The following is a 23,999-nucleotide window of genomic DNA, read 5'->3' as shown; positions in this document are numbered from 1 at the left end:
AAATATCCAAAAAGACGAAATGTTCTTAAGTCTTCTTGGATATTTTTTTAAGTTACTTTTAGTATACGCGAACACCGAAGTCTGGTGTGTAGTATTGAGTTGAACCGTATTTCACGTTTTCGCCTGGTTGAGGTGCGTGAATATATTGGTCGCCCCCAGCGGAGATTGCTACGTGATAAGTTGATCCTTGGTCACCCCAGAATAATAGATCGCCTTGTTGCGCTTGATCTACGGCAATTTGCGTACCAGATGATTCTTGTGCAACTGTCCAAACGCCGATATCTTTACCGGTTACTTGCTTGTAAACGTATTGAGTAAGACCAGAACAGTCGAAACCGCTCGTATCTTTTCCGCCCCAAACATATGGTGTACCGATATATTTTTCAGCCTCATTAACAACTTGTTGTCCACGAGTAGCATCCGTTGATTGTTGTTGATCTTGCTGCTGATTTTGTTGTTGCTGTTGATCTTGCTGTTGTTGTTGTTGATTTTGTTGATTTTGTTGTTCTTGTTGTTGCTGTTGTTGATTTTGCTGCGTTTGATCTGGCGCAGTTTGTTGTTCTTGCTGTGTTTGTTCTGGTTGTTTTTCCGGCGTTTGCGTTTCAGCAGGCGCTGGTGTTTGTGTTGTTTGCTCTTGTTGAGCCGGAGCTTCTTCTTTTTGAACCGGTGCTGCTGGTTCTTGTTTCAAAGCATCCGTAGTTGATGTTGGTACTTCAGCAGGTGCTGCTGGCGTTACTTCCGGTGTTGGTGTAACATTAGCAACTGGCTGTTGTTCAACGACTGGAGTCGTATTTTCAACTGGCGCTGCTGTTTCTACCGGTGCAGTTTGAGCAACTGGTGCTGCTTCGCTAGCTGTACCGTTGCCAACAACGACTTTTTGTCCTTCATAAATATTCCCGCTGTCGTCGATATTGTTCCAATCAGTGAACTCTTGAACACCAATCCCGAATTGATTCGTGATAGAATTGACCGTGTCACCAGATTGAACAGTGTATTCTTTTGATTGTTCTGGTGCTGCAGCAGCTGGTTGCGCTACTGGCGGAGTCACTGGTTCTGTTGCATCATAGCTAGTCAAATCATGTTCTTGAATAGTAGAAACTAATTTTTGAACATATCCCTTGTCATCATTGAAGCGGCCTTCTAATGCTGCGGCAGCTGTTTTGTAATCATTCGCATTGCTGCGCCAAGAACCGCTGAAGTAATTTTCATTACCGTCACGAGAAGTTGTTTTTATGATTTCAATATAGTCTTGAATGGCTTCTTTATAAGAACCATATTGTTTCATTTCTTTCTTTTCAGTTTGACCAGTTTCTGCGTCTTTTTTATCCAGCATTGCCGATTTGCCTTGATATTGACCTTCTAAACCGAAGAGATTGTAATAAGGGGCTTGCGCATAATCCGTTTGTCCCCAGTCACTTTCAACGATGGCTTGAGCGATCATAATCGAAGCATAAAGGTCATGCTTTTCGGCTAACGGTTTGATCTCATTTGAAACTTCATTGATAAATGCTTTCTTATCAACATTTGAGGTGGTTGCTGTCGTTTTTCCTTCAACTGCTTCTACTTCATGTGTGTTTAGTAATGGTGCCGCTACTGAAACCGTCACTAACGCCGTACCTACTACAGCAGACCCTTTCTTAAGGTAGCGATAATTACTGGTCTTCTGTCGTTTCTGTTGACGCAGCTCGCGCCTGGTTAAAACTTTATTTGACATTTAACATCTCTCCATTCTCTCTCTCATTGCTTTCTTAACATAATTAATTATAACACAATAGAAATGGTTGGTCATTGGTTACGATCTGCATTTCTTGATATTTTAGATTATTTTTTCAGAGAATAGACCAAAAAGGCCTATTTTTCAATTATTTTCATTTTCCTTAAAAAATTGATTCCCAAACCGACCTTTTAAAAGATGTTTAAAAATCTTTTTTGTTAATTTGAACAAATGGGGTGCGCATATGCTAAAAGAAAAAATCAGAAATCTGCCAAAAACACCTGGTATTTACAAAATGAAAAACGCCAATGGGGATATTATTTACGTTGGAAAAGCCAAAAATTTGAAGCAGCGAGTCAGCTCCTATTTTGTCCAAAATAAGCAGCATTCTCGAAAAACTCAGGAGCTGGTCCGCTGGATTACCGACTTTGATTACGAAGAAGTAGACACAGAATTTGATGCGCTCTTATTAGAATGCCATTTGATTCATCAAATTCGGCCGCAATACAACCGCATGATGAATTATTATGAAGGATACGGCTACTTTCAGTTCATAGACAAGGCTCCTTACCTGAAGGTCCTGAGTGAATGGTCTGAGGAGGGGTTAGTCATCGGCCCCTTCTTCAAGCAAAGCAAGATCCAAGAATTAAAGCAGATCATTAACAGTACTTACCGCCTGGACGGCCCTTTGAAATATGTCGCCGGAATCGTTAAAAGCTACGAGGAGCTTTCACCTGAGGAAGAATTTGAGCTGCGGATTCAAGAAATCAAGGAGACTCTATTAGGCCAGTCAACTGCCCTGCTTACCCGAATTGACCAGCGTGTTCAAGCTGCTAACGCGCGGCATGATTATGAAGGCTCCGCGCAATGGTGGGATAATTACTTGACTGTTCAGCGCTTTTTACGACGCAATAAGCAGTTGATCCAGATCATGCAAAATCAGACGTTTGTCGGGATCTTACCCGGGGAAGGCGCCTATTATTGTTACCTTTACGCTAAAGGCGAACTGTTGGCTCGCATTGTTTATCAGCGTAAACCGACCTTTCAGCAGGCCAAAAAAAGATTGGAAAAAGGAATCTCTCCCGCCACTTGGCAGCGGCTCGCAGCGAAAGAACGTCTAGCAAAAGCTGACGTAGACTTATTTCCGATCTTCTTCAATTACTTGAATCAGCATGGACAAGTCCTAGGCTTCCCTTCACAGGAAGAATAGTTCCTATTTGTATTCGATTTCATTCCTTGTTACAATCACCGTAGGAGTTTTAGAAACGGGGGATGAGTATGCAAATTGAGAAGATTACTAAACCAGCACAGACAATCGTTTCGATGTCCACTCATATTTCACATGAGCACATACCTAATTACATCGGAACTTCATTTGTCGATCTGCTAGAATATATTCAAAAAAATGGAGCTGAACTTGTAGGAACACCCTTTATTTCCTACTTGAACCTGGATGAAACGGGCAATGCTAAGGATGAACTGTTAGCGGTCGAGATCGGCTTCCCGATCAATCAGGAAATCCCATCAACAGAAAAATTCCAAAGCTATGTGCTGCCAGGCTATCAAGCTGTACGAACACTTTATGTCGGCGATTACGAGGAACTGACAGATTCATATAAAGAATTGGTTGATGCCATCAAGCAAGAAAATGGGATCTTCACCTTCCGCAGTTACGAGTACTTTTTAACAGATGCTTCCGTTCCTTTAGACGATCAAGAGACAATGATTGAATTAACCTATCGTCCCAAAAGAAAAGATTTATTAACTACCTGATTTTTATTTTCACATTAAAATAGAATGAGGAGCCCTTCAAAATATAAATTTTGAAGGGCTCCTTTTTGTCTAACTATCTTTAGAAAGTCTTCTAGCAAATAAAAAGACCGTTTTTTTATCTCTTACGCGAGAATTCATTTGATCTATTAAAAAACACTTTAGCAAAAAACGCCAAAGAGTTTTTTAAAAGTTATTTGTAGTTCGTTTTTTAATTGATTGAGAAAATTGAGGAATTTAAACTCTTACTTATCTCATAATGAATCATTTGTAAGCAAAAATTAAGTGATTCACTCAAGTTTCGCCCTGTTCTCTTATGTTAATTTTTATTATTTTAAATCACATAAGAAAACCAACAAATAACCTAAACAATTACATAGTGGTTTTGTCGAGATCATTTCTTAAATTTGCAAAGTTCTTTTTGACCGTCTAAAAAATCTCTAATCGCTAGCTAAATTGACTATTCTAATATAATTTTCGTGACATTTTTTCATTAGTTTCCACTTGATTATTTTAGAAGGTTTGTCCCCATGTTTCAAATACCGTCTGCTCTTTTGAATGATTTAAAATCGTCAGGCTGGAATTGTCAACAATTCCGCTCTCACGAATTTTGGCCAATGGAATTCCTTTTAACGTATTTAGCAATGCCATCAAAAGGATGCCGTGACTGACGACTAAAACTTTCTCCTTCGGATGCGCGGCCGTGACTTCCTCAATTACTTTAGTACTCCGCGTGATCAGACTATTGTAAGATTCCGCGTGGATCTTTTCTGCATCGAACAAATCAGGTCGTGTGCGATAATTTTTTATTTCTTCAGGATAGGCTGCGGTGATTTGATCGATTTTTTTGCCATCCCAATCTCCTAAGCGCAATTCCCGTAATTCTTCAACGATCGTCAACTCTGGTGCTTTGATATTTTCTGCTAGAATGATTTTCGCTGTCGTTTGCGCGCGCATTTGCGGAGAGGTTAATACGCGATCGAAAGGAACATCCTTCAAATGTTGAGCCATTCGCTTGGTGGCTTCCACGCCTGATTCGATTAATGGAGAATCTACGGTCCCGCCATTGAAGCGCCCTTTTGCATTGATTTCTGTTTTCCCGTGTCGGACAAAATAAAACTGTGTCACACCCTCACTCCTTAGTCATTATTAAAGCGTCATCTTTCAACATACGAAAAATGATCGTTATCGTGTTCCCTTCCGCTTGTCCAGCTGAGCTGAAAAAGTCGGTTCGGCAACTTTCACCCACCAAGTATACACTACTAATCAGTGATTTATACCAAAAAGAGCGACCGAATTCCTTAAAAGCCCAAAAAATAACTATTTTATAAAATAGTAAGTTCTTAAAGACGTGACATTGCAACCGGATTCATTTATAATAAAAACAACAATGTACATGATATCGTTCTGATTTTACTTAATTTGCAGGAGAACCACCCTTATAACTCGGAATTATTAACGCAAAATTAACGAAGAAATTAGCTTGACGTATTCATAGAATGGAGGGCAACGCATGGAAAAGGAACGGAAACAGACCAGTACGGATTTGGCTCTGGCTACCGCGGGTATTTTTAGTTTGATCCTTTTTAGTATCCTGATGCTGGCACGTGTTGTCGAACATCGAGAAATTATGGATCTGTTTAGTCTTCTTACCGGAGCTGCGGCCGCCTTTTGTTACGGAAAATTCCTGTGGATCAAACAAAAAGCTTGGCTAACCATATCCGTTTTGCTTTTTGCCTCATGTATTTTCTTTTTTATCAAATACCTATTTTAACAAATTGCTGTCAGTAGATATTTACTGGCAGTTTTTTTCTGTCTGAATTTTTGCTACTATTATATAGGAGATTCTATTGACTAAATTTTTAAGGAGGCAGCCATGTCTGATTTTGCTACCCTCGTCGATTATCTGACGACGATTCCCGAAAACGAACATTTTCAATCCGATACATTAGTGATTGCCGGCAACAGCTTACCAAGCTTGATTGTTTCCGCCGCAGAATTTTGTGAAAGTGAAGCGAGCATTCAGCAGGTGCTTTTTGTTGGCGGGATCGGTCACGGCACCGCCCCGTTGATCGCGAATTGTAAAAAGATGTATCCTGAGTTGGTTCGCTCTGAGTGGTCAGACCTTTCAGAAGCGGAAATCACGCAGGAAGTCTTCTTGCATTACTGTTCTCGCGAGCTCACTTTACGCTTAGAAAAGAAATCAACGAATACTGGAGAAAACGCTCGCTTCTCTTATGAACTTTTTGACCAAGCTGCGCCGCAAAATTTTTGGCTCGTCCAAGATCCGTTAGTTCAAAAACGATCGCATGTTACCTTCAGTAAAGAATGGGGATTGCCTTTAGCCGCGATCCAACCACTCTTTTTCGAACAGCCGAAATTAATTGATTTTGATACTCGCCCCCATTTTGAAAATCCGCAAATGGATACTTGGTGGGCGCCGGAGTATTTCTTATCGTTAGTGATTGGCGAGATTCGCCGACTCAATGATGACAAAGAAGGCTATGGACCAAATGGCGCAAACTTTATCCCGCATGTCGATGTTCCAGAAAAAGTGTTGATGAGTTATCGCCGCTGCCAGAAATATTTGGCCGGAAATGTGCGGAAATAAAGCCAGAAATTTTAAAATGATCCTGATTTCTTCTATTAAAGAAGTGCAGGATCATTTTTCTATTGCTAATTGAAAAGTCCACTCGCTTTGACACCAAGTAAGGACTTCATTTTCAGTGTCACTACGCTCGCGACAAAGACCAGCAGAATATCACAGGAAAGATCGATCAGTGTCGTAACTGTCAAAATACTGGAAAGTGCGGCAAAATTTTGCGTTGCCAGTCGTAAAATCACCAGCTTATAGCCGATTCCGATTAGATGAATATAAAGCAGACTTGAATAATTGATTATCAGCATTCTTGTTAGCGGCGACCACTTTTGTTGTCGAACAAGTTGAGTCAGCAACGCCTGAATCAGTGGCAGCGTTGCGAAGGCCAGCAAAAAGCCAAAGGTCGGCTTAAAAACATAAGCGAAACCTCCGCCGCTGGCAAAAATTGGCAAACCGATAACACCCAAAACTAGATAGCTGATCATTATGATTGATCCGTCTTTTTTTCCTAGAAATGGATAGATCAGAAAAACGGTGATGATCTGTAACGATAAATAGTCTAACAAGGGCAATGAAATCACCAATTTTGCGGTTACGATCAATAAGGCGAAAAACAGCGCCATCCGTGTCATTTCATTAGTTCGCTTGCGATACATTTAATTGCCACTCCTTTACCAACTCGCTTTTTTTATCGGGTTCTGTTAGTTGACCCTCAATTTTTGTTAAATAGGGCACCCTTCCAATCACCGATAAACCGTTATAGCTCGCTATAATTTCAAGAGAAGTCTGATCATAAGCGTTCTCTTTCTTGGAGGTATTATTAATCAATCCAGCAATCGGAATCCCTCGATTTTTCAGAGCCTCGGTCGTCAACAGCGCGTGGTTGATCGCCCCAAGGTAATTATCAACCACCACAATCACCGGCAGTTGAAGTGCTTCGACAAAATCAATCATCAACGTAGTTTCATTGAGCGGCGACATTAATCCCCCGGCCATTTCAAGCAGTAGCGGCCGGTTTTTCGTTTGTAATAAGACCGTCTCATGTACCATTTGATCCACATCAATTGTTTTTTCAGCTAAGTGGCTGGCTGTGTGAATCGATGTCTCTGAGGTCATCGTGTAAAAATTGAAGATATTCTGCCGATTGATTTGACAGGCTTGATAAAAATCGGTGTCTAAAGCAGCGCCTGTTTGAACAGGTTTAACCAGTATTGGCTCTAGTTTTTTCCGCTTCTTCAAATAGTCATAGAGCAGAACGCTCACGACGGATTTTCCACAATCCGTACCAATCCCGCAAATGATGTACTGATTACTCATCGGCCGCTCCTTCAACAGCTAAACCCAGTAGATCCAGCATTTTTTGATCCGTTGAGATCGCCGCCCCTTTTTCCGTCAAATAATCCCCCAGAAAGATCGAATCAACGATTAAAACGGCTAGTTGCTGCAATTCGCTCAAATGGAATTCTCTTCCGGCACTCACCCTCAATTCGGTCTCCGGAAAAACCATTCTCAGCATGGTTAAAATTTTCAAACATTTTAGAGGCGTTAATGGCTGCTGCTTTTCAAGGGCTGTCCCCTCGATCGGCAATAAAAAATTGATTGGAACCGAGTATGGCTGCTGTTCCTTCAATTCAAAGGCCAAGTCTACCAATTGTTCATTCGATTCGCCCATGCCGCAAATAAAACCAGAACAGATATTTAACTCATGTTCGCGCAGTTTTTTCAGCGTATTCAACCGATCATCATAGCTGTGGGTCGTTGCGATCGAAGAATAGTTTTCTCGACTGGTGTTTAAATTGTGATTGAAGCGGTCGGTGCCGCAGCTTTTCAAATAAACGATCTGTTCATCCGTCACCAACCCGATCGACAAGCAAATTTCGATCGCCATCATTTTTTTGATTGCCTGGATCGTCTCGCCTAAAACCAGCACCTCTTGTCGTGACGGACGTTTCCCACTCAATGCAATACAAAAAACGCTGGAATGATTTTTCTTGGCGATCAAAGCCTTGCGCAAAATTTCCTCTTTTGGCAGCAAATCGTATTCGTCGATCGCCGCGGTACTTTTCTTTGATTGCGAGCAGTAGCCGCAATCCTCGCTGCATAATCCGCTTTTGGCGTTCAGCAGTGAATTCAAGCGAATCCGGTTCCCAGATTTAGTTGCCTTGATTTTCAGGGCGGCCGCATAATACTGCCACCAATTATTATCGGAATACAAAATTTCTAAACAATCTGCCTTAGAAATCGCCGCCTTCGTTTCAGCTGTTACTGTCAAAAAAAGCCCTCCTTATTTTCGTTAACCAATTATAATTCAAAGGTTAACGAAAATAAAGAGGATTCAGCAAAAAAGTTTACAGAAAAAGTCAGTTCATAAAAAAATAGTATTGAGAGAAACGCTGAAGGTTCCTCTCAATACTATAATTACGCCTAAAATGGATACTGGCCTTTGCCTGATTTGGTGGTTACCCATTGTGTTCGAGTGAATTCTTCTAATACCCATTCACCGTTGAAACGTCCGATACCGGAATTCTTTTCTCCGCCGAAAGGTGCGTTTGGTTGATCATCGACGGTCAAGCCGTTGATGTGGCACATTCCAGCCTCGATTTTATTCGCTAATGCTCGCCCTTTAGTTAAATCTTTTGTAAATAGTGCGCTGGACAAGCCATATTCGGTATCATTAGCTGCTTGGATAGCTGCTTCCGTATCCTTTACCTTCAAAATTGGCAGAACGGGTCCGAAAATTTCCTGATGGAAAATCTCCAACGCAGCATCTTCCGAAACCAATACCACTGGTTCCACTACTTGCCCTTTGATTGATCCTTCTACTAGGAACTGCGCGTTTGAATCTTTTGCCTGTTGGATGATTTCTTGGATTTGATCCGTTTGTTTTTGATTAATGATCGGACCAACAACGGTTCCCTCTTTTGCGGGATCTCCAACAGTTAGTTTTTTCACTCGTTCAACGACTTTAGCAACAAATTCGTCAAAGACTGATTCCACCACGATTGCACGATTAGCGGCCATGCAGATTTGTCCTGAGTGCATGAATTTGCTGACGATCAATGATTGCGCCGCTTCTTCAATATCTGCATCGTCCAATACGATAAAGGGTGAATTGCCGCCGAGTTCTAAAGCGACTTGTTTGATCTTCTTCCCGCTCATCGCATGACTGGCAATGTTTTTGCCAACAGCTGTAGAGCCCGTAAAGGAAATAAAGCTTGGGATCGGATGTCCAACAAAATAATCACCGATTTCACTCCCGCTGCCGACAGTCACATTGACTAAGCCCGCTGGGACACCTGCTTCTTCAAAAATTGCGGCTGGCAGAAGTCCACCAGTTACTGGACTATCACTCGCCGGCTTGATCACGACGCCATTCCCTGTCGCAAGCGCCGGAGCCAATGAACGCATCGTCAAATGGAACGGGAAATTCCAAGGACTGATGATCCCGATCACACCAACTGGACGATGGGTCGCAAAGCTCTCTTCACCCAGTGTATTGGTAGGAAGAATTTTCCCTTCCATCCGCATCGGGAAGCTCGCTGCTTCTTCGGTGATTCCTTTGGCCAGACTGACTTCAAGTCCAGCCTTGATTTGTGTCGCACCGCCTTCTTTGATCAGCCATTCGACGATCTCCGCCTTTTTTTCTTCCATCAATTCAGCCGCTTTGCTGATAACGGCACTGCGCTCTTGAGGCGTTTGCTTCATCCATTCTTTCTGTGCTTTTTGAGCGGCTTGATAGGCCTCATCGACATCTTCTGTATTCGCTCCTTGGATCTTCAGGAACGTCTCTTGCGTGTAGGGATTCTTATCCTCATTCACATGCTCTGAATCATTACCTTGCTTCCATTTTCCGCCAATAAATTGTTTGTCGAATTGTTTTTCCATATTCTCCACCTCTCCTATTATCTATCCATCATAGAATACGTTTTCAATAAAAAGCAAAAATCCGGCTCAAAAAGACAGATCGGATCGATCTGCCTTGATAAAACTTTTATACTTATTCATGAATCAATTTTTCGACTGGTTGAAGTGTTTGGTGGTTAGAAAGACTGATATTATAGTCTTTTTTTATTTTAATGTAAAAAAAAGGATAAAATCAATCACTGATTTTATCCTACTCAAGCTATTCAATTACCGCGCCGACAAAGCTGACGACTTTATCAAACAAATTTCCAAAGAAACTTGAAACACTCTGCCATAATCCGCCAAAGTCTGGATTGGCAATAAAGTTTTGGACCTGTGAAATGACCTGATCCTTATATACATAAATGATAAATAGCAAGAACAATACGCCGGCAATGCGCCATAAGACTGACCCGACCTTTACAACAAAGAAAACCAGCAACGCGATAAATGCAATAGCTATCAACTGATCCATCTTGAATTCCCCCTCTTTCGTGGATACCTCTTTATATACTGCAATGTCCATCCAATTGCACATCAATTAACTTATAGGAATAGTATGCCTCTTTTTTTACTCGCTGACATGGGTCGAAAGTCTGATATCTATTCGGGAAATTTATAAAAAATAAACGTTCAGGTTTATGTAAGCGCTGTTTATATCGGTGTAATCAGACTTTTAACAAACAATAAAAGAAAACAGACTTTATTTCTTTGTATTTTAACAGAAATTTTCTCACAAACTCTAAGCGTATTTACGCTGTATTAAAAATTATTCTCGTTACTATAGAATTAAAATAAAGCGTTGAAGGAGTCGTATTTGTGTCAACAATTACAGAACAAGCCTTAGAAGAACTAAGTCCCTTTGAATTGAGTCTCTTTTTGGAACAAAAGATCCATGAGAATAAGAATGTTACCAACCTTTTGAATGCCGGACGGGGAAATCCAAACTGGACCGCCCCTACGCCGCGGGAAGCCTATTTCTTACTAGGTCAATTCGCCACGCAAGAAACCTTATTCGGGCCGGGCGAACTAACCGCCGGAATGATCCAAGCCAATAGCGGCCGCAGTGAACGTTTCGTTGAATTTTTAGCTGCGCACCCTGGTAAAGGCGCCGACTTTTTAAAGAAAATCTGGTTTTCTGACAATAACTATTTAGGTATGCCCAAAGAAGCTTGGCTAACAGACATGCTGGATCATATTATTGGCGACAATTACCCAAATCCAGTGCGTTGTTTAACTGCCTGCGAAGGACCAATCAAAGCTTATTTGAATCAAGAACTTTTCTCTGACAGCAAAACGCCTTTTGACATTTTTGCCGTGGAAGGCGGAACAGCAGGTATCTGCTACATTTTTGACACGCTGTTGAATAATTTTCTATTGAATCGCGGAGATAAAATTGCTTTGATGCTGCCAACCTTTGCGCCTTATTTGGAAATTCCTGAATTGCCAAAATATGCCTTTGACATCGTCAAGGTTCAAGCAAAACAAACCATGGTCGACGGCAAAATGACCTATCAATACCCAGATTCAGAAATCAACAAACTGCGGGATTCTGAGATCAAAGCGGTCTTTGTGGTCAACCCAAGCAATCCGACAGCCAATGCGCTTGCCCAACCAACGATCGATCTGTTGAAGGACATCGTAGCGACGGACAATCCTGAATTGATGATTTTGACCGACGATGTGTACGGCACGTTCGTCCCTGTCTTCACTTCTCTGTTTTCAGAGATTCCATACAACACCGCCTGCATTTATTCGTACTCAAAATATTTTGGTGCTACCGGCTGGCGTGTAGGTACGATCGCTGTAGCCAAACACAATCTGTTTGACGAGTTGATCGCTAATCTGTCGCAAGAAAAAATCGAACAATTGAACGAACGTTACGCTTCGTTGACCGCTGATCCAACAACGATCACCTTCATTGATCGGATCGTTGCCGACAGCCGTGACGTTGCCTTGAACCACGCTGCTGGACTTTCAGCTCCGCAACAGGTGATGATGGTAATGTTCAGCTTGTACAGCCTGTTGGATGAAGGCCAAGCCTACAAAGCCGAAGTCATGGATATTTGCCGCCAACGGGAAAAATTATTATTTAGTACATTAGGCTTGCAAGAACCGTTGGAAGATTTAGATACCGCCTACTATTGCGAAATCAATTACGAAGACTGGACCCGTAAACGTTACGGCAACGCCTTTGCTGATTATTTGAAGAATAAATGGACCGTAACGAAAGTCCTAACTTCCCTAGCGGAAAAAGAACAATTGATGCTTTTGAAAGCTAACGCCTTTGGCAGCAGTGAATGGGCCGTTCGCGTTTCCTTAGCCAACCTTGCCACCAATCAATATCCGGAAGTTGGCAAACGCATCATTCGTTTGACCGATGATATCCGCGATCAATGGATGAAAACGAAATAGCGTAAAAGGCTTGAGATGCTTGGGTATCTCAAGCCTTTTCTTATGCCCGCTCATTGACTGAAACACCTTGTATTTTCCTACAATCCTTTTTTAACCAAGAAAAAAACCTTCCACAAACGTGAAAGGTCAGATATGAAAACGAGTATTTATTGTAAAACTTCTATCATAACATCGTAGTCTTCTTCCGTTACATTTCCAGCATAGTTTGGTGTGAGCAGTGATAGCGTACCTGCCTGATTGACGATCAAGTAAAGATTTCTGCCCACACCATAATCACGATCATCTGGATTCGTTAGACGTCCCGTCAAAGTGATCATGGTATTTGCGTTAACACTGCGAATGGGGTTGCCTCCTGCACCAAATACCCGAATCGTTTTTGTTTCGACATTGCTGACAGTCATACTATAGACCGTTTCAACAAGAAAATAATCATCTTCCGATTCAATAATAGTCTTGCCGCCAGATGATTGGTCGACAAAAGTTACTGTTCCTTCATTGAAATTCACGCGAGCCGAAACTGGCACATTTGCCCCAGTAAACGTAAATGTCAGCGGATTGCTTAAGGTATTAACCCTCACTGCATAGGGATACGCAGAAAGATCTTCCGTTTCAGGCGCAGCAGGCTGCTCTTTGACTTCTGGTAAAGCCGGTTGTTCTGCGACTGATTCGCCAACTGCTTTTGTATCATCAATTTTTTGTTCTGGTGTAATAACGGATTGAGAATAGATTGAACCATCTTTTTCTTTTATCGTCACTACGTTTCCATCGATACTGATAATCCGACCAACAGGCAAGCGATACTCCTCACCCGAGCTTAAGTCAATGCCGTTGATTTCAGCAAGACGTTCATAGCGAATATTGATCTTTTGACCAATCGCCCAAAGAGTGTCCCCTCGTTTTAACGTATATTCTTTTTGACCACTGGTGATTTCAATTTCACTGACTAAATTCGCCCGCCACTTCGCAGCATTAGCCACATTGGGGAGAACCATTCCGCCTAACAACATTCCAGTAAGAACAAGACCCTTAATCCTTTTTTTCACATTGATTCCTCCTACCCTTTTTAAAATAATTATTGAATAGTATTCTATTCGCATATTATTATTTATATTATTCAATAATAACAGATTGATTAACGTTTGTGTTCTTTTTTATCGATAAAGATAATATTAATGATCATTTTACAGACGTTTTTCAATAAATATTCTTACACACATCTTTGACAGTAACTAACTTTATCCGTGAAAATATCCCCAACAAACTAAACTTGGTCTTGGATTAGTAAATTTTCAGCCGATTCTTACACCACCTGATCAAAGTTCATTAATTGGATGAGGAAAACAAGAGCCAATTGGCTGTTTTAAAATGAAGAATGAATGTATTATAGTAAATAAATGATTAAGCGTGAATCGGAGGGATTTTTAATGAAAAAAGTAGCAACAATCGCCGGCTCAGATGCCACTGGCGGAGGCGGATTAGAAGCAGACTTGAAGACCTTTCAAGAATTTGGGACATTTGGCTTGGCGGCGATCACCTCGATCGTCACCCTTGATCCGGAAAACGGGGCCCATCATTTACGAAGTCTCCCATCTAACCTGATTCAAGAACAAATCGCTTCAGTCTTCGCGGGACCGATCGACGCGATCAAAACTGGACTGCTTCCCTCGCAGGAAATTATCGGGTTGGTCAGTGATCTGATTCCTAAAAATATCCCGCTGATCGTTGATCCGGTCATCGGCGGCAAAGGCACGCAAGACTTTATTAAAAACGAACAGGTGCAAGCTTTGCGGGAAAAACTACTGCCGATGGCATTGGTTACCACGCCAAATTTGCGTGAAGCCGGCATTTTATCGGAAATGGGCGAACTGACTTCCGAGAAGCAAATGGAACAGGCCGCAATAAAGATCGCCCTGCTTGGCGCGAAGCATATCGTAATCAAGGGCGGCGCTCGGCTCGATTCCAAACAAACTTTGGATCTGTATTACGATGGCTTGAATGTTCACCGTTATCCGCATCCCGTTATCGACACCCCCTACAATCATGGCGCGGGGTGTACTTTTGCGGCGGCGATTACCGCAGCGATTGCCAAAGGCTACCCAATTGAACGGGCTATCAAACTGGCGATTGATTTTGTTCAGGCCGCGATTGCGATGGGGGAACAAATCAATCCTTATGTAGGTCATGTTTGGCATGGTGCCTACACTCACGGAGAAAAACGATTGGAGTATTCAGATGAACAGTGATAAACGAATTCAAAACTTAGTATTGATTGCCTTATTTGCCGCATTGACTTTTATTGGCACGATGATCAAGATTCCTTTACCGACGGGAGCCTTTATTCATTTCGGGAACTCGGTGGTTCTTTTAGCAGTTTTATTGATTGGCTATTGGCAAGGATCGCTGGCTGGCGGGATCGGCTTTTTCATTTTTGATATCATGAACGGCTTTGCTAGCGAGGCCCCCTATTTTCTAATTGAGAGTTTTGTGGTCGGCGCGGCCGCTTATGCTGCCTTTGCTATTTTCAAACGCAAACCCAGCCGTGTTTACCAAATTATCGTGATCGGAATCTTTGCCGGCATCGCCAAATTTATCATGTCCGTGATCAAAGTGACCGTCATGGGAATGATCGCCGGTGCTCAACTGAAACCGGCCTTCTTCGCGGCGATCGCAACCATGCCTGCGACTGTGATCAATATCTTTTCGACCATTTTGATCGTCAGCCTCGTGTTCTTCCCATTAAGACGCGCGATGCAATTGATCTTTCACAATCAGCCCGTTTAATGCTATACTAAGCTTCCTTGGCAGGGGCGAAAGCTTATACGAAAGACCGCAGCAATCACGCTGCGGTCTTTTTGTATTTAGCTAAATTTTATACCGTTCATAGTAACTTTTGGCCTTTTCTTGATGAATCTGAAAAATAATCGTATAGAAATGAGTTTCCGAGGTCGGTGTCTCACTCAATTGCGCCAATAAAGCCTTCATTTTTGGCTGATATTCTGGAAAAGCTAGATACAATTGAACCAAATTTTCGATAAATTTCAGTTGGATCAGCAAATACAGATCGTCGGACGCTTGGACGATTTCTTTATAGGTAGTTAAGGCGGCTTGTGCCGCTTCAATGTCATTGATGATCAATAAACTTTGGACACGATTGAAATGCAGATCCCCTATTTCTTCATAATAAATTTTTAGATTTAAGTCCGCGTATTTTTCCAATTCATGCATGATTCGTTTGTAGATTTCCGCCGCTTTGTCTCGCTCCTTTTCAGAAAGTGACAACAGCACCAATTTGCTCAATTTGATTTCTTTTAAGGTCCACATTTTGGCATTTTCAAGTTCAGAGACGATTTCACTAAACGGTGCTCGTGAAAATTTATAAAAATTTGTGTTGGTAATCAGCACTAAAAGATAGGCCTGAATAGCTAAATATCGTAACTCTTTGTTTGAGTCACGGCAGTATTCTTCATAGAGATCGTACAGTTCCTCAAACTTCCCATTTTTATAAAGTTGATCGATTGTATTTTGCGAAAATGCCGCATCGTTCGTTTGGCTTTGATTTTTGAAATACTCAAACTCTTCATATGTGATTCCCAGATTAGTGAGAAACGCTTCAAATTTAGTGATTTCCACTGAATATTTTCCTGCTTCGAAATCACTGTAAAAGGTTTTTGATACAATCCCCGTATAGACCTCTTTTTGGGTAAAACCTTTGGCCTTTCGAATTTGTTTAATTATTTCGCTGTACATTGCATCCTCCGATTCGTAAATTCCTGTATACAGGAATTATAACGGTATTTTGCTGGCCTGCCCATGCTATATTTTAAAAAACGAACTCTTGGAGGAATAAACTATGTTTAAAACAGCACTTAAATTAATCGGTTTGGCAATCAGCCTAACCCTCATCATCAGTCTTTTTTCAGCAGCAAGCGTCATCCTTGGCGTAAGTGAAAATGGCACAATTCTGTTTCAAATCGCGGCCTTCCTGCTTTTTGCGCTTTTCCTGATTTTCTATATGAAGAAAAAAGATCCAACCTTAAAACAATTCGGCTTCACTAACGGAAACGCAACTAAAAAATTGATCGCCTTCATCGCTTTGATCGTTCTGATTCAACCGCTTTTTTGCGGTATTAATTTCTCATTGTCCGTTTCGACACTTTTACTGATTGTTCTGCAAATGATTTTAGTGGGCTTTGTTGAAGAAACTCTTTTTCGCAGCATCTTTTTCTACTATTTAAAGGGACGCGATCCGAAGGTTTACATCTGCTTTTCCAGTATCGTATTTGGTATTCTGCATATCGCCAGCGGTTTGAATCCTGAGGCTGCTCCAGCCCTAGTTGTTCTGCAAATCATTAACGCGTTATTGCTGGGCGGCGTCTTCTCGCTTTTGTATTATTCAACAAAATCCATTTATACCGTCATCACTTTTCACGCTTTGTTTAATATTTTCGCCTCACTATCAGCGCCCGGATCGTTGGCGCAAAATTTGTGGGCCGTTTCTCTTCTATCGATCAGCTATCTTGCTTTTTTGATCATCTATCCAAAGTTTCGAGTACCTGCGGCAACCTCTTTATAAAAAGAAATCAGGAACGAAGAGTGGATTCCTTTCGTTCCTGATTTTATTCACTTCATTGAATCCAATTGTTTTTTTGAGTCGCAAAAGACCTGCCAGATTTTTATTTGCTGATCTGCTGCAACTACTTTCCAAGCAGCGGGAAGTGCCCACTGTTTTTCTGCTTGTCCTAAATAAGAGCCGCTCGCCCTCCCAATCAGTACCGCACATGACTCATTAGCCAGGTATTCTTCAATCTCGATTTGATAATCCGGGAACCATTCAAAATAACCTGGCCACCCGCTCTTCATCGCTTCTTTATTTTCGCTCTTCCCATACGTATCAATAAATTGAAAATCCTCTGCCATCATTTCAATCAGCTGCGGAACATTCTGCTGATTGATCGCTTCAACGAATTGTTCAATTATTTTACGCCGCATGTATTTTACCTCCCCAAAAACACTTTTCTTCTATAGTATAGCAGGATTAAAATAGGTATATCCTCTAGTAAGTGGTTACCGTAAATGAATTTCGTCAAATCGCAAAAAAATAGTTCCTTAAAAAGAATATTTATGCCGTTTGAAGTAGTGTATCATTGTAAGTGTCACGTTTACCCGTTAAGAAAGCGAGCCGATTATGATACCTATTCACATCTGCGAAGATGATCAAGGGATGTTGGACTTTTTACGAAAAAAAATCACGGACATCTGTATGTTTGAAGAATACGATTTTGAAGTCACCCTAGCAGCCACTCAGCCGGAAAAATTGCTGAACAAGCTTTCGGCTAATCCGACACAAGGAATTTATTTTCTTGATGTGGAATTGCAGGATGAAAAATTGAATGGCTTTGAGTTGGGAAAACAGATCCGCCAGCTCGATACCCGAGGCTTTATCGTTTATATCACGACACATACCGAGCTATTAAGCGAAACCTTCAAGTACCGAGTAGAAGCGATGGACTATATCGCAAAGGACGACAGCCAGCACCTGCTGGAACGGATAGCTCTGAGTTTAGCGGAGATCAACAATCGCTGTAAACAGGATCGACGCGCGGAAAAAGAATTTTTCTCTGTCCAGCGCATGAACGATAGTTCCTATGTTCCGCTGGCGGAGATCATTTACTTTGAGACTTCTGCTAAGAAACATGTGTTGAACCTGGTTACTGAGGAAGCCTTTATTGAATTTTATGGTAAACTGGCGGATATTCAGGAACAGCTGGGGGAGAAATTTATTCGGACCCATCGTTCTTATCTCGTCAATTGCGACTATATTGCCGGTATTGTTAAAAAGGAAAAGCTGGTGCAATTGACCAATGGCAATACTGTTTTACTCTCTAGAAACAAGATAAATGATGTCAACATACGTCTGAGTGAACAAAAAGGAGGTGCCTGATGGTTGAACTGATTGATTATCTTAAATCGTTTCCTTTTCTCGCCCTGCCCTTGCTGTTAAACGATATCATTGCTCTATTTTTTATTTTTAAAGTACTCACCGGTCACGTGAAGATGAAACGTTTGCTGCCGGCCAGTTTCATCCTGTTGGGTCTGCTAATTGTTCTACAAGTCTTTATTCAATTTAAACTCAGAGAATCAAGCCTGTTGCTCACGCATCGCGTCCTTTTCTTTGCGGCCGAGGGTTTTCTTTTTATCGTTGTCCTGTCTCTAGTTATTCGATTGTACGTAAAAAATATTGCGCTCTATAAAACCATGGTGCTTGCGATGCTGATAATGCACATTAGTATTGTCGTTGAAGTGGTTGTTTCCTTAGTAATCGTCTTTATTATTCTAGCAATGGGGCACGGCGATCTGATCCCGTTCTCCAGTCTCTGGATTTCTTTATTGATTTATCTGACCAATAATGTCTTTCTTTTTGCCCTGCTTTTTTTCATGCTTCGGACCCGCTTTCTCGCTGGCTTGAATGATATCCTTGAAAACCGCTCACTCAGTCTAAAAATATTTTGGCTGGCTGCAATGATTGACTTATCTTTCTATTTCCTGCTTCATCATGAAAGAGGATCGAATAATTGGAATATGATGCTGCTGGTCATTGTTACTGCCGGTTTTTTATTGTGCCTGCTGCTTTTTGTGTTCTATTCAAGATACCTGAGTAAAACACTGGAACTAGAACAATCCCAACTGTTGCTTCTTCAGCAGCAATCCTATATGAAGCAGCTTGAAAAAATTCAGTTTGAGCTGCGAGGAGTTCAGCACGATTATAAAAATTTGATCACAGGTCTCTACCTGCATGCCAAAGATGGAGACAACGAAAAAATTCAGACATACATTGAAAAGTCCCTTTTGAATTTGGATGAAGGGATTCAAGAAGAAATGAAATGGAGCAGCCAATTGGCCAGCATTTCTTCCCCTGAGCTTAAAGGGCTCTTGCTTTCAAAAATGATCTTAGCCAAACAGCATGATATTCTCTTCAACTTGGAAGTCGCCGAATCGGTGGATGAAATAAAAATGTCGATTTCTGATTTTCTCCGCTGCATTGGTATTCTTTTAGATAATGCTGTCGAGGCGGTCGAAAAAGAAGCAGTGAACCGCCGAATCGATATTCTTTTAATAAAAGAAACGGACAAGCTTACCTTAGTTGTCAAAAATCCTTGTACCGAAAAGGTCAATCTCGCCAAAATCAGAAATCGCGGTTTTTCCACCAAAGGACCCTATCGCGGGCTAGGGTTATCGATCTATCAAGAAGTTGTTCAGAAATACAACAATATTTTAAGCGAAACCAAACAGCAAAATGGCGAATTTATTCAGGAGCTGGCCATTTTCGAATCCGTATAAGTTTCTTTAGGATGATAAACCGACCATTTAGGACGACCTGTCCCAATGGTCGGTTTTTTCTTGTAAACTTTTTTATACAAGACCGAAACTATTTTATTGAGGAGTGAAACAATGTATATGAAGGAACGAAATGAAAAAAAGCAGCTGGCAATCTTTTCTATGATCGCCTTTGGTCTGCCTGTTATTATGGGGTTGTTTATGTGGTATGGGTACAGCAATAATAAAAATCTGGATCTTTTTTCAATGGCTCACATGTACTATCCCGCTGCTGGTGCGATGATCGCCCTGCTGCTCAGCAACAGCAATCATAAGCTGATCCCTAAACCTTTTTTTATCTGCTATCTTCTGCAAACGGCCATGATGATCGGCATCAGTCTTTTCAGTCTATTTTCTAATAGCGAAGCCCTTCCGCAACTGTCAGGATTATTGATGATCGTTGGCGGACTGCTATTATGGCTCTGCCTGCTCATTGCCAAAAAAGATCGGCGCGCAGCCTATGGCCTGAGCCGTAAAAATTGGAAGGCCACGATTTGGATGGTCGCCCTTTACGTGATTTTGTATACCGCTCGGATGGTCGTCGCGTATGCTGCTGAGGGGAACTTTTCGGGGATGTTGGAGATATTCACTAAATCAGCGGTTTGGATCGCCCTATTGTCCACCTTAGTTTCCTACATTCCGCTCTTCGTCCCATACTTTGGGGAGGAATATGGCTGGCGCTACTTTTTCCAGCCAATTTTGCAAAAGCGCTACGGATCACTTAAAGGTGTTTTGATTCTCGGCGTATTGTGGGGCCTTTGGCACTTGCCGCTGAACTTTTTCTTTTATACTTCTCCGGCGGATGGCCTTATCTCAGTGACTAATCAAGTCGTTGTTTGTCTGACTTTAGGGATTTTTTATGCTTACGCCTATATGAAAACCGACAACATTTGGACAGTCGTCGCCATGCACTTTTTAAATAATAATCTCGTTCCGATTTTCTCTGGCGATTTAACGGGGGAATCAGCGAAGGGCTACAGCATCACGTGGAGTATGGTCGGCATGATGGCGATTCTTATGACCATTTGTTACGCTTGGCCGGCCTTAACCAAATTCTTCAAGGATCGCGGCAACCTTAACCCAACCCCTGAGCATCGCGCGGATACGGTAGCTTACAACTTAGAGAATGAAAATGAACAAAAAACAGCAACTCTGAATCAATCACCCGCGAAATAATAAGAAAGATTACAGCAAAATCTGCTGTAGTCTTTTTTTTCGGCATAATTGCATTACTTATTGTGGTCCAAATTTTAAATAATTAAAATATTTTATGAATGGAAATTTGTTTTATTATTTCATTTTAATGTGTTATAATTTTATTTGTAAGTCTGTTATTAAATGAAAGGAGGATTACTGATGACTTTTTTTGAACAAGAAAAACCATACCGCGTAACATTTGACTTAGAAGAAAACATCTTTATCGTTTACTCTACTGTTACCGGCCAACAAGGAACTGGAATCACCATTGAACAAGCGATCTATGATTTAAAAAAACCTGCCTAAGGAGCGCACATCTCAATGAATGAAGCCTATAATTAAAAGCCTCTGCTGACGAATCGAAAGCAGGGGCTTTTTTGTGTGCTCAACTTACATATTTGTTCGTTGCCTATAAGCTAAATCAATGTTTCTTCCCTCTCCTTTCAAGTTATACTAAAGCAACGAAAAATACGGAGGTTGAAAAATCATGAAAAAATTGTTATTTCCATTCTTCGCAGTAAGTTATTTGTTGGCTCACATAACATTACATATGTCACTTTATCCGATTGATTGGTTATCTAATCTATTCAATAAGTAAGTCTTCCAGTTTTGGCAAAACAAAAGAGAAAAAGGAGCGGGAAAAATGGTTGAAATGATGATGCAATTTTTTGGCGGTCTGATCCAGTGGGCAGTCGAATTCTTTGGGCAAATGATCGATGTTGTTTCTGATATCCTCATCTATTTATTTTCTGCCCAGCTATAAAATTCACGGAGTCCTTAAAAAGGGCTCTTTTTTGCTTGACTATCCCCTGCTTTTATTAGATGATGAGAAATTGAGTAAGAAAGTAGGAGAAACATGAGTATCTTAGATTTAACAGGTATCGCTCAACAATTTGGCGATAAGATTTTGTATGAAGATTTAGAATTGCATTTGAATAAAGGGGAACATCTAGGGCTGATTGGACAGAACGGGGCCGGAAAAAGTACCTTGATCAAAATCATTACGGGGGAACAATTACCTGATGAAGGCACCATCGCATGGCAAAAAAATATCCATGTCGGTTATTTGGATCAATATGTTGAAGTCGATCCAACCTTATCCATCAAGGATTTTTTGAAAACCGCTTATGCAGCGGATTTTGCCAAAGAGGCGCAAATCGGTGAACTTTACATGGAATACAGCGAATCTATGAACGATAAACTGCTGGAAAAAGCCGGTCGCTTGCAAACCGAGTTGGACCAAGGCGATTTTTATCAGATCGATACCTTGATTGCTGAAATGAGCAGCGGCTTAGGCTTAGATGTCTTAGGGATGGACACACCATTGGAAGATTTGAGCGGCGGACAACGCTCAAAACTGATTCTGGCAAAATTATTGCTGGAAAAACCAGACGTCTTGATTCTTGACGAACCGACCAACCACTTAGATGACGAGCATGTCGCTTGGTTAAGCCAGTTTTTACAAGATTTTAACGGCACCTTTGTAGTAATTTCCCATGATCGCGATTTTTTAAATCAGATCACGACCCATATTGCCGATATTGAATTTGGTAAATTAACCAAATACACTGGGAATTTAACAAAAGCCTTAAAACAAAAAGAACAATTCCAAGAAACGTACATGAAACAGTACGCGTCACAAAAAAAGCAGATCGAAAAAACCGAAGCATATATCCGCAAATACAAAGCTGGTTCTCGTTCAACCATGGCAAAAAGCCGGCAAAAACAATTAGACAAAGTCGAACGTTTGACGCCGCCTTCTTCTAACGCGATCGCACACTTTGAGTTTCCTTATGCACCGATCGTGACAACTTTGGCGCTTGAAACGACCGATCTCGAGATCGGCTATCAAAGACCCTTATTGCCGCCCATCAATATGACGCTGCGTTATGGCGAAAAAGTCGCGATTCGCGGATTCAACGGTATCGGTAAATCAACGCTGCTGAAAACATTGATCGAAGCAATTCCGAAAATTGACGGGGAATTTCATTTTCCGGCCAATACTAAGATCAATTATTTCGAGCAAGATCTGCAATGGGAAAATCCTTACCAAACCCCATTACAATATCTAAGCGAGCATTTTCCGAAAGAAACGGTCAAAGAATTGCGCAAGCATTTGGCGAAAGCTGGCCTGCCGAATCAGTTAGCTCAAGAACCCTTGAGTACCCTAAGCGGTGGCGAGCAAACCAAAGTCAAGCTTTGCCAATTGACGATGCAAAAAGGCAACTTCCTGATTCTCGATGAACCGACCAACCATATTGATCAAGCCACAAAAGATAGTTTGCGTGAAAGCCTAGCGAATTTCGCTGGTACGGTTATCGTGGTTTCCCATGAAGAGGGCTTCTATCAAGATTGGACCGATCGTGTTATTGAGATCAGCCAATAATCAAATAAATTAACTCGAATGAACCATGCCTAATCGCTCCAACAGTCGCCAGCGCCTTTTTTTCGGCGGCTCTGTTGGAGCTTTTATTTGATTTGGCGGAGATTCAAGCAATTGATTTCCAGCAAAAAACTGTTCACCGATCACAGCTCCTTCTGACGTTTGAACTGCGCTGTTAAAGATTTGTGCAGTCATTCCAGTGATTTTCGTTCCTAATTTGGCTAATTTTTCTGCCAACCAGTTCTTCGAAGAAAGCAAACGAGCAACCATCTTCCGCCATTCCTGAGCAGTAAAATAATCCTTGAAATAGTTAAAATAGCGGCGCAGCGTCCGTGTAGCCTTGGTCTTCAAAAATACATGGCGCGCCAAATCCTTCAGCATCCAGCGAAAGTCCTCCGTCCCTAACTCATCCCGAACTTGCAGCGCTATCAAATACTTGATGGCCATGTCCCCATTTTCTGTTTCCTGATAAAAATTGGTGATTCTTTTTTCCAACGTTTTTCTTTTCAAGTGAAATAATTGCTGTGGCGTGAATAATTGCTTTTTCATCTTGCTTCCTCCTCTCTAGCTTTACGCCTACACTGTAAATCATTTGCAAACATTTTACAAATCACCCGAAATAGCGCTTTCACAAATGAGCATGC

General features: G+C 41.4%; 24 protein-coding genes. 13 read left to right on the top strand and 11 right to left on the bottom strand.

Annotation, left to right across the window (positions count from 1 at the left end):
• Nucleotides 1-58 precede the first annotated feature (58 nt).
• On the bottom strand, nt 59-1,714 hold the full coding sequence (locus I585_RS10890; RefSeq protein ID WP_010741827.1) for a C40 family peptidase: 1,656 nt from the start codon (nt 1,712-1,714) through the stop codon (nt 59-61).
• A gap of 244 nt (nt 1,715-1,958) precedes the next feature.
• On the opposite strand from I585_RS10890, the gene I585_RS10885 reads away from it, so the two are divergent.
• Entirely contained in the window at nt 1,959-2,924 is a 966-nt protein-coding gene (locus I585_RS10885) for a GIY-YIG nuclease family protein (RefSeq protein ID WP_010741826.1), read from the top strand.
• Nucleotides 2,925-2,992: 68 nt separating this feature from the next.
• Nucleotides 2,993-3,487, top strand: coding sequence for a GyrI-like domain-containing protein (locus I585_RS10880; protein WP_010741825.1), 495 nt, complete (start codon nt 2,993-2,995; stop codon nt 3,485-3,487).
• Between the two features lie 510 nt (nt 3,488-3,997).
• Here the strand turns inward: I585_RS10880 and I585_RS10875 are convergent.
• Nucleotides 3,998-4,612 carry a histidine phosphatase family protein gene (locus I585_RS10875; protein WP_010741824.1) on the bottom strand — a complete coding sequence of 205 codons (615 nt, stop codon included), beginning with the start codon at nt 4,610-4,612 and terminating at the stop codon, nt 3,998-4,000.
• 385 nt (nt 4,613-4,997) lie between these two features.
• Here I585_RS10875 and I585_RS10870 point away from each other — a divergent pair, with 385 nt between their 5' ends.
• Entirely contained in the window at nt 4,998-5,258 is a 261-nt protein-coding gene (locus I585_RS10870) for a DUF6442 family protein (RefSeq protein WP_010741823.1), read from the top strand.
• 102 nt (nt 5,259-5,360) lie between these two features.
• The gene (locus I585_RS10865; protein ID WP_010741822.1) at nt 5,361-6,095 is read left to right on the top strand and encodes a YdcF family protein; all 735 of its coding nucleotides are present in this window, start codon (nt 5,361-5,363) and stop codon (nt 6,093-6,095) included.
• A 65-nt stretch (nt 6,096-6,160) separates the two neighbouring features.
• On the opposite strand, the gene I585_RS10860 is transcribed toward I585_RS10865, so the two are convergent.
• The 5 genes from I585_RS10860 to I585_RS10840 all read right to left on the bottom strand — a co-directional run bounded on the left by I585_RS10860 (nt 6,161) and on the right by I585_RS10840 (nt 10,461).
• Nucleotides 6,161-6,739, bottom strand: a complete 579-nt coding sequence (locus I585_RS10860; protein WP_010741821.1) for a biotin transporter BioY — start codon at nt 6,737-6,739, stop codon at nt 6,161-6,163.
• Nucleotides 6,720-7,400, bottom strand: a complete 681-nt coding sequence (bioD, locus tag I585_RS10855; protein WP_010741820.1) for a dethiobiotin synthase — start codon at nt 7,398-7,400, stop codon at nt 6,720-6,722. Before bioD ends, I585_RS10860 begins: the two co-directional genes overlap by 20 nt.
• Nucleotides 7,393-8,355, bottom strand: a complete 963-nt coding sequence (gene bioB / locus I585_RS10850; protein ID WP_010741819.1) for a biotin synthase BioB — start codon at nt 8,353-8,355, stop codon at nt 7,393-7,395. Before bioB ends, bioD begins: the two co-directional genes overlap by 8 nt.
• Nucleotides 8,356-8,507: 152 nt before the next feature.
• Nucleotides 8,508-9,968, bottom strand: coding sequence for an aldehyde dehydrogenase family protein (locus tag I585_RS10845; protein WP_010741818.1), 1,461 nt, complete (start codon nt 9,966-9,968; stop codon nt 8,508-8,510).
• A 238-nt stretch (nt 9,969-10,206) separates the two neighbouring features.
• Nucleotides 10,207-10,461: a hypothetical protein gene (locus I585_RS10840; RefSeq protein ID WP_010741817.1), complete on the bottom strand. Its 255-nt coding sequence runs from the start codon at nt 10,459-10,461 to the stop codon at nt 10,207-10,209.
• A gap of 344 nt (nt 10,462-10,805) precedes the next feature.
• On the opposite strand from I585_RS10840, the gene aspD reads away from it, so the two are divergent.
• Nucleotides 10,806-12,401 carry an aspartate 4-decarboxylase gene (gene aspD, locus I585_RS10835; RefSeq protein ID WP_010741816.1) on the top strand — a complete coding sequence of 532 codons (1,596 nt, stop codon included), beginning with the start codon at nt 10,806-10,808 and terminating at the stop codon, nt 12,399-12,401.
• A 146-nt stretch (nt 12,402-12,547) separates the two neighbouring features.
• On the opposite strand, the gene I585_RS22620 is transcribed toward aspD, so the two are convergent.
• Complete coding sequence (locus tag I585_RS22620; RefSeq protein WP_010741815.1) at nt 12,548-13,444, bottom strand: LysM peptidoglycan-binding domain-containing protein; 897 nt, start codon at nt 13,442-13,444, stop codon at nt 12,548-12,550.
• A 381-nt stretch (nt 13,445-13,825) separates the two neighbouring features.
• Here I585_RS22620 and thiD point away from each other — a divergent pair, with 381 nt between their 5' ends.
• Together thiD and I585_RS10815 are read left to right on the top strand one after the other, a co-directional pair.
• Nucleotides 13,826-14,644 (top strand): bifunctional hydroxymethylpyrimidine kinase/phosphomethylpyrimidine kinase, encoded by an 819-nt coding sequence (gene thiD / locus I585_RS10820; protein ID WP_010741814.1) that lies wholly within the window; start codon nt 13,826-13,828, stop codon nt 14,642-14,644.
• On the top strand, nt 14,634-15,182 hold the full coding sequence (locus I585_RS10815) for an ECF transporter S component (protein WP_010741813.1): 549 nt from the start codon (nt 14,634-14,636) through the stop codon (nt 15,180-15,182). The genes thiD and I585_RS10815 overlap by 11 nt, the downstream gene beginning before the upstream one ends.
• A gap of 81 nt (nt 15,183-15,263) precedes the next feature.
• On the opposite strand, the gene I585_RS22895 is transcribed toward I585_RS10815, so the two are convergent.
• On the bottom strand, nt 15,264-16,148 hold the full coding sequence (locus I585_RS22895) for a helix-turn-helix domain-containing protein (RefSeq protein ID WP_010741812.1): 885 nt from the start codon (nt 16,146-16,148) through the stop codon (nt 15,264-15,266).
• A gap of 103 nt (nt 16,149-16,251) precedes the next feature.
• Here I585_RS22895 and I585_RS10805 point away from each other — a divergent pair, with 103 nt between their 5' ends.
• Nucleotides 16,252-16,974 carry a CPBP family intramembrane glutamic endopeptidase gene (locus I585_RS10805; RefSeq protein ID WP_010741811.1) on the top strand — a complete coding sequence of 241 codons (723 nt, stop codon included), beginning with the start codon at nt 16,252-16,254 and terminating at the stop codon, nt 16,972-16,974.
• Between the two features lie 47 nt (nt 16,975-17,021).
• Here I585_RS10805 and I585_RS10800 read toward each other — a convergent pair whose 3' ends face one another.
• A complete protein-coding gene (locus I585_RS10800; protein ID WP_010741810.1) occupies nt 17,022-17,390 on the bottom strand; it encodes a nuclear transport factor 2 family protein in 369 nt (122 codons plus the stop codon).
• A 196-nt stretch (nt 17,391-17,586) separates the two neighbouring features.
• Here I585_RS10800 and I585_RS10795 point away from each other — a divergent pair, with 196 nt between their 5' ends.
• The 5 genes from I585_RS10795 (at nt 17,587) to I585_RS10780 (ending at nt 23,358) form a co-directional block, all read left to right on the top strand.
• Nucleotides 17,587-18,342, top strand: a complete 756-nt coding sequence (locus I585_RS10795) for a LytR/AlgR family response regulator transcription factor (RefSeq protein WP_010741809.1) — start codon at nt 17,587-17,589, stop codon at nt 18,340-18,342.
• The gene (locus I585_RS10790; protein ID WP_010741808.1) at nt 18,342-19,739 is read left to right on the top strand and encodes a sensor histidine kinase; all 1,398 of its coding nucleotides are present in this window, start codon (nt 18,342-18,344) and stop codon (nt 19,737-19,739) included. The genes I585_RS10795 and I585_RS10790 overlap by 1 nt, the downstream gene beginning before the upstream one ends.
• A 111-nt stretch (nt 19,740-19,850) precedes the next feature.
• A complete protein-coding gene (locus tag I585_RS10785; protein ID WP_010741807.1) occupies nt 19,851-20,951 on the top strand; it encodes a CPBP family intramembrane glutamic endopeptidase in 1,101 nt (366 codons plus the stop codon).
• A 180-nt stretch (nt 20,952-21,131) separates the two neighbouring features.
• Nucleotides 21,132-21,278, top strand: a complete 147-nt coding sequence (locus I585_RS23385) for a hypothetical protein (protein WP_010741806.1) — start codon at nt 21,132-21,134, stop codon at nt 21,276-21,278.
• Between the two features lie 550 nt (nt 21,279-21,828).
• The gene (locus I585_RS10780) at nt 21,829-23,358 is read left to right on the top strand and encodes an ABC-F family ATP-binding cassette domain-containing protein (RefSeq protein WP_010741803.1); all 1,530 of its coding nucleotides are present in this window, start codon (nt 21,829-21,831) and stop codon (nt 23,356-23,358) included.
• Nucleotides 23,359-23,367: 9 nt separating this feature from the next.
• Here I585_RS10780 and I585_RS23940 read toward each other — a convergent pair whose 3' ends face one another.
• Complete coding sequence (locus I585_RS23940; RefSeq protein WP_010741802.1) at nt 23,368-23,904, bottom strand: hypothetical protein; 537 nt, start codon at nt 23,902-23,904, stop codon at nt 23,368-23,370.
• Between the last annotated feature and the right edge of the window lie 95 nt (nt 23,905-23,999).

Origin of the sequence: Enterococcus malodoratus ATCC 43197 (genome assembly GCF_000407185.1) — a bacterium.
In the GTDB taxonomy this organism is placed as follows: Bacteria; Bacillota; Bacilli; order Lactobacillales; family Enterococcaceae; genus Enterococcus_A; species Enterococcus_A malodoratus.
This window is presented reverse-complemented; position numbering and strand designations above follow the sequence as displayed.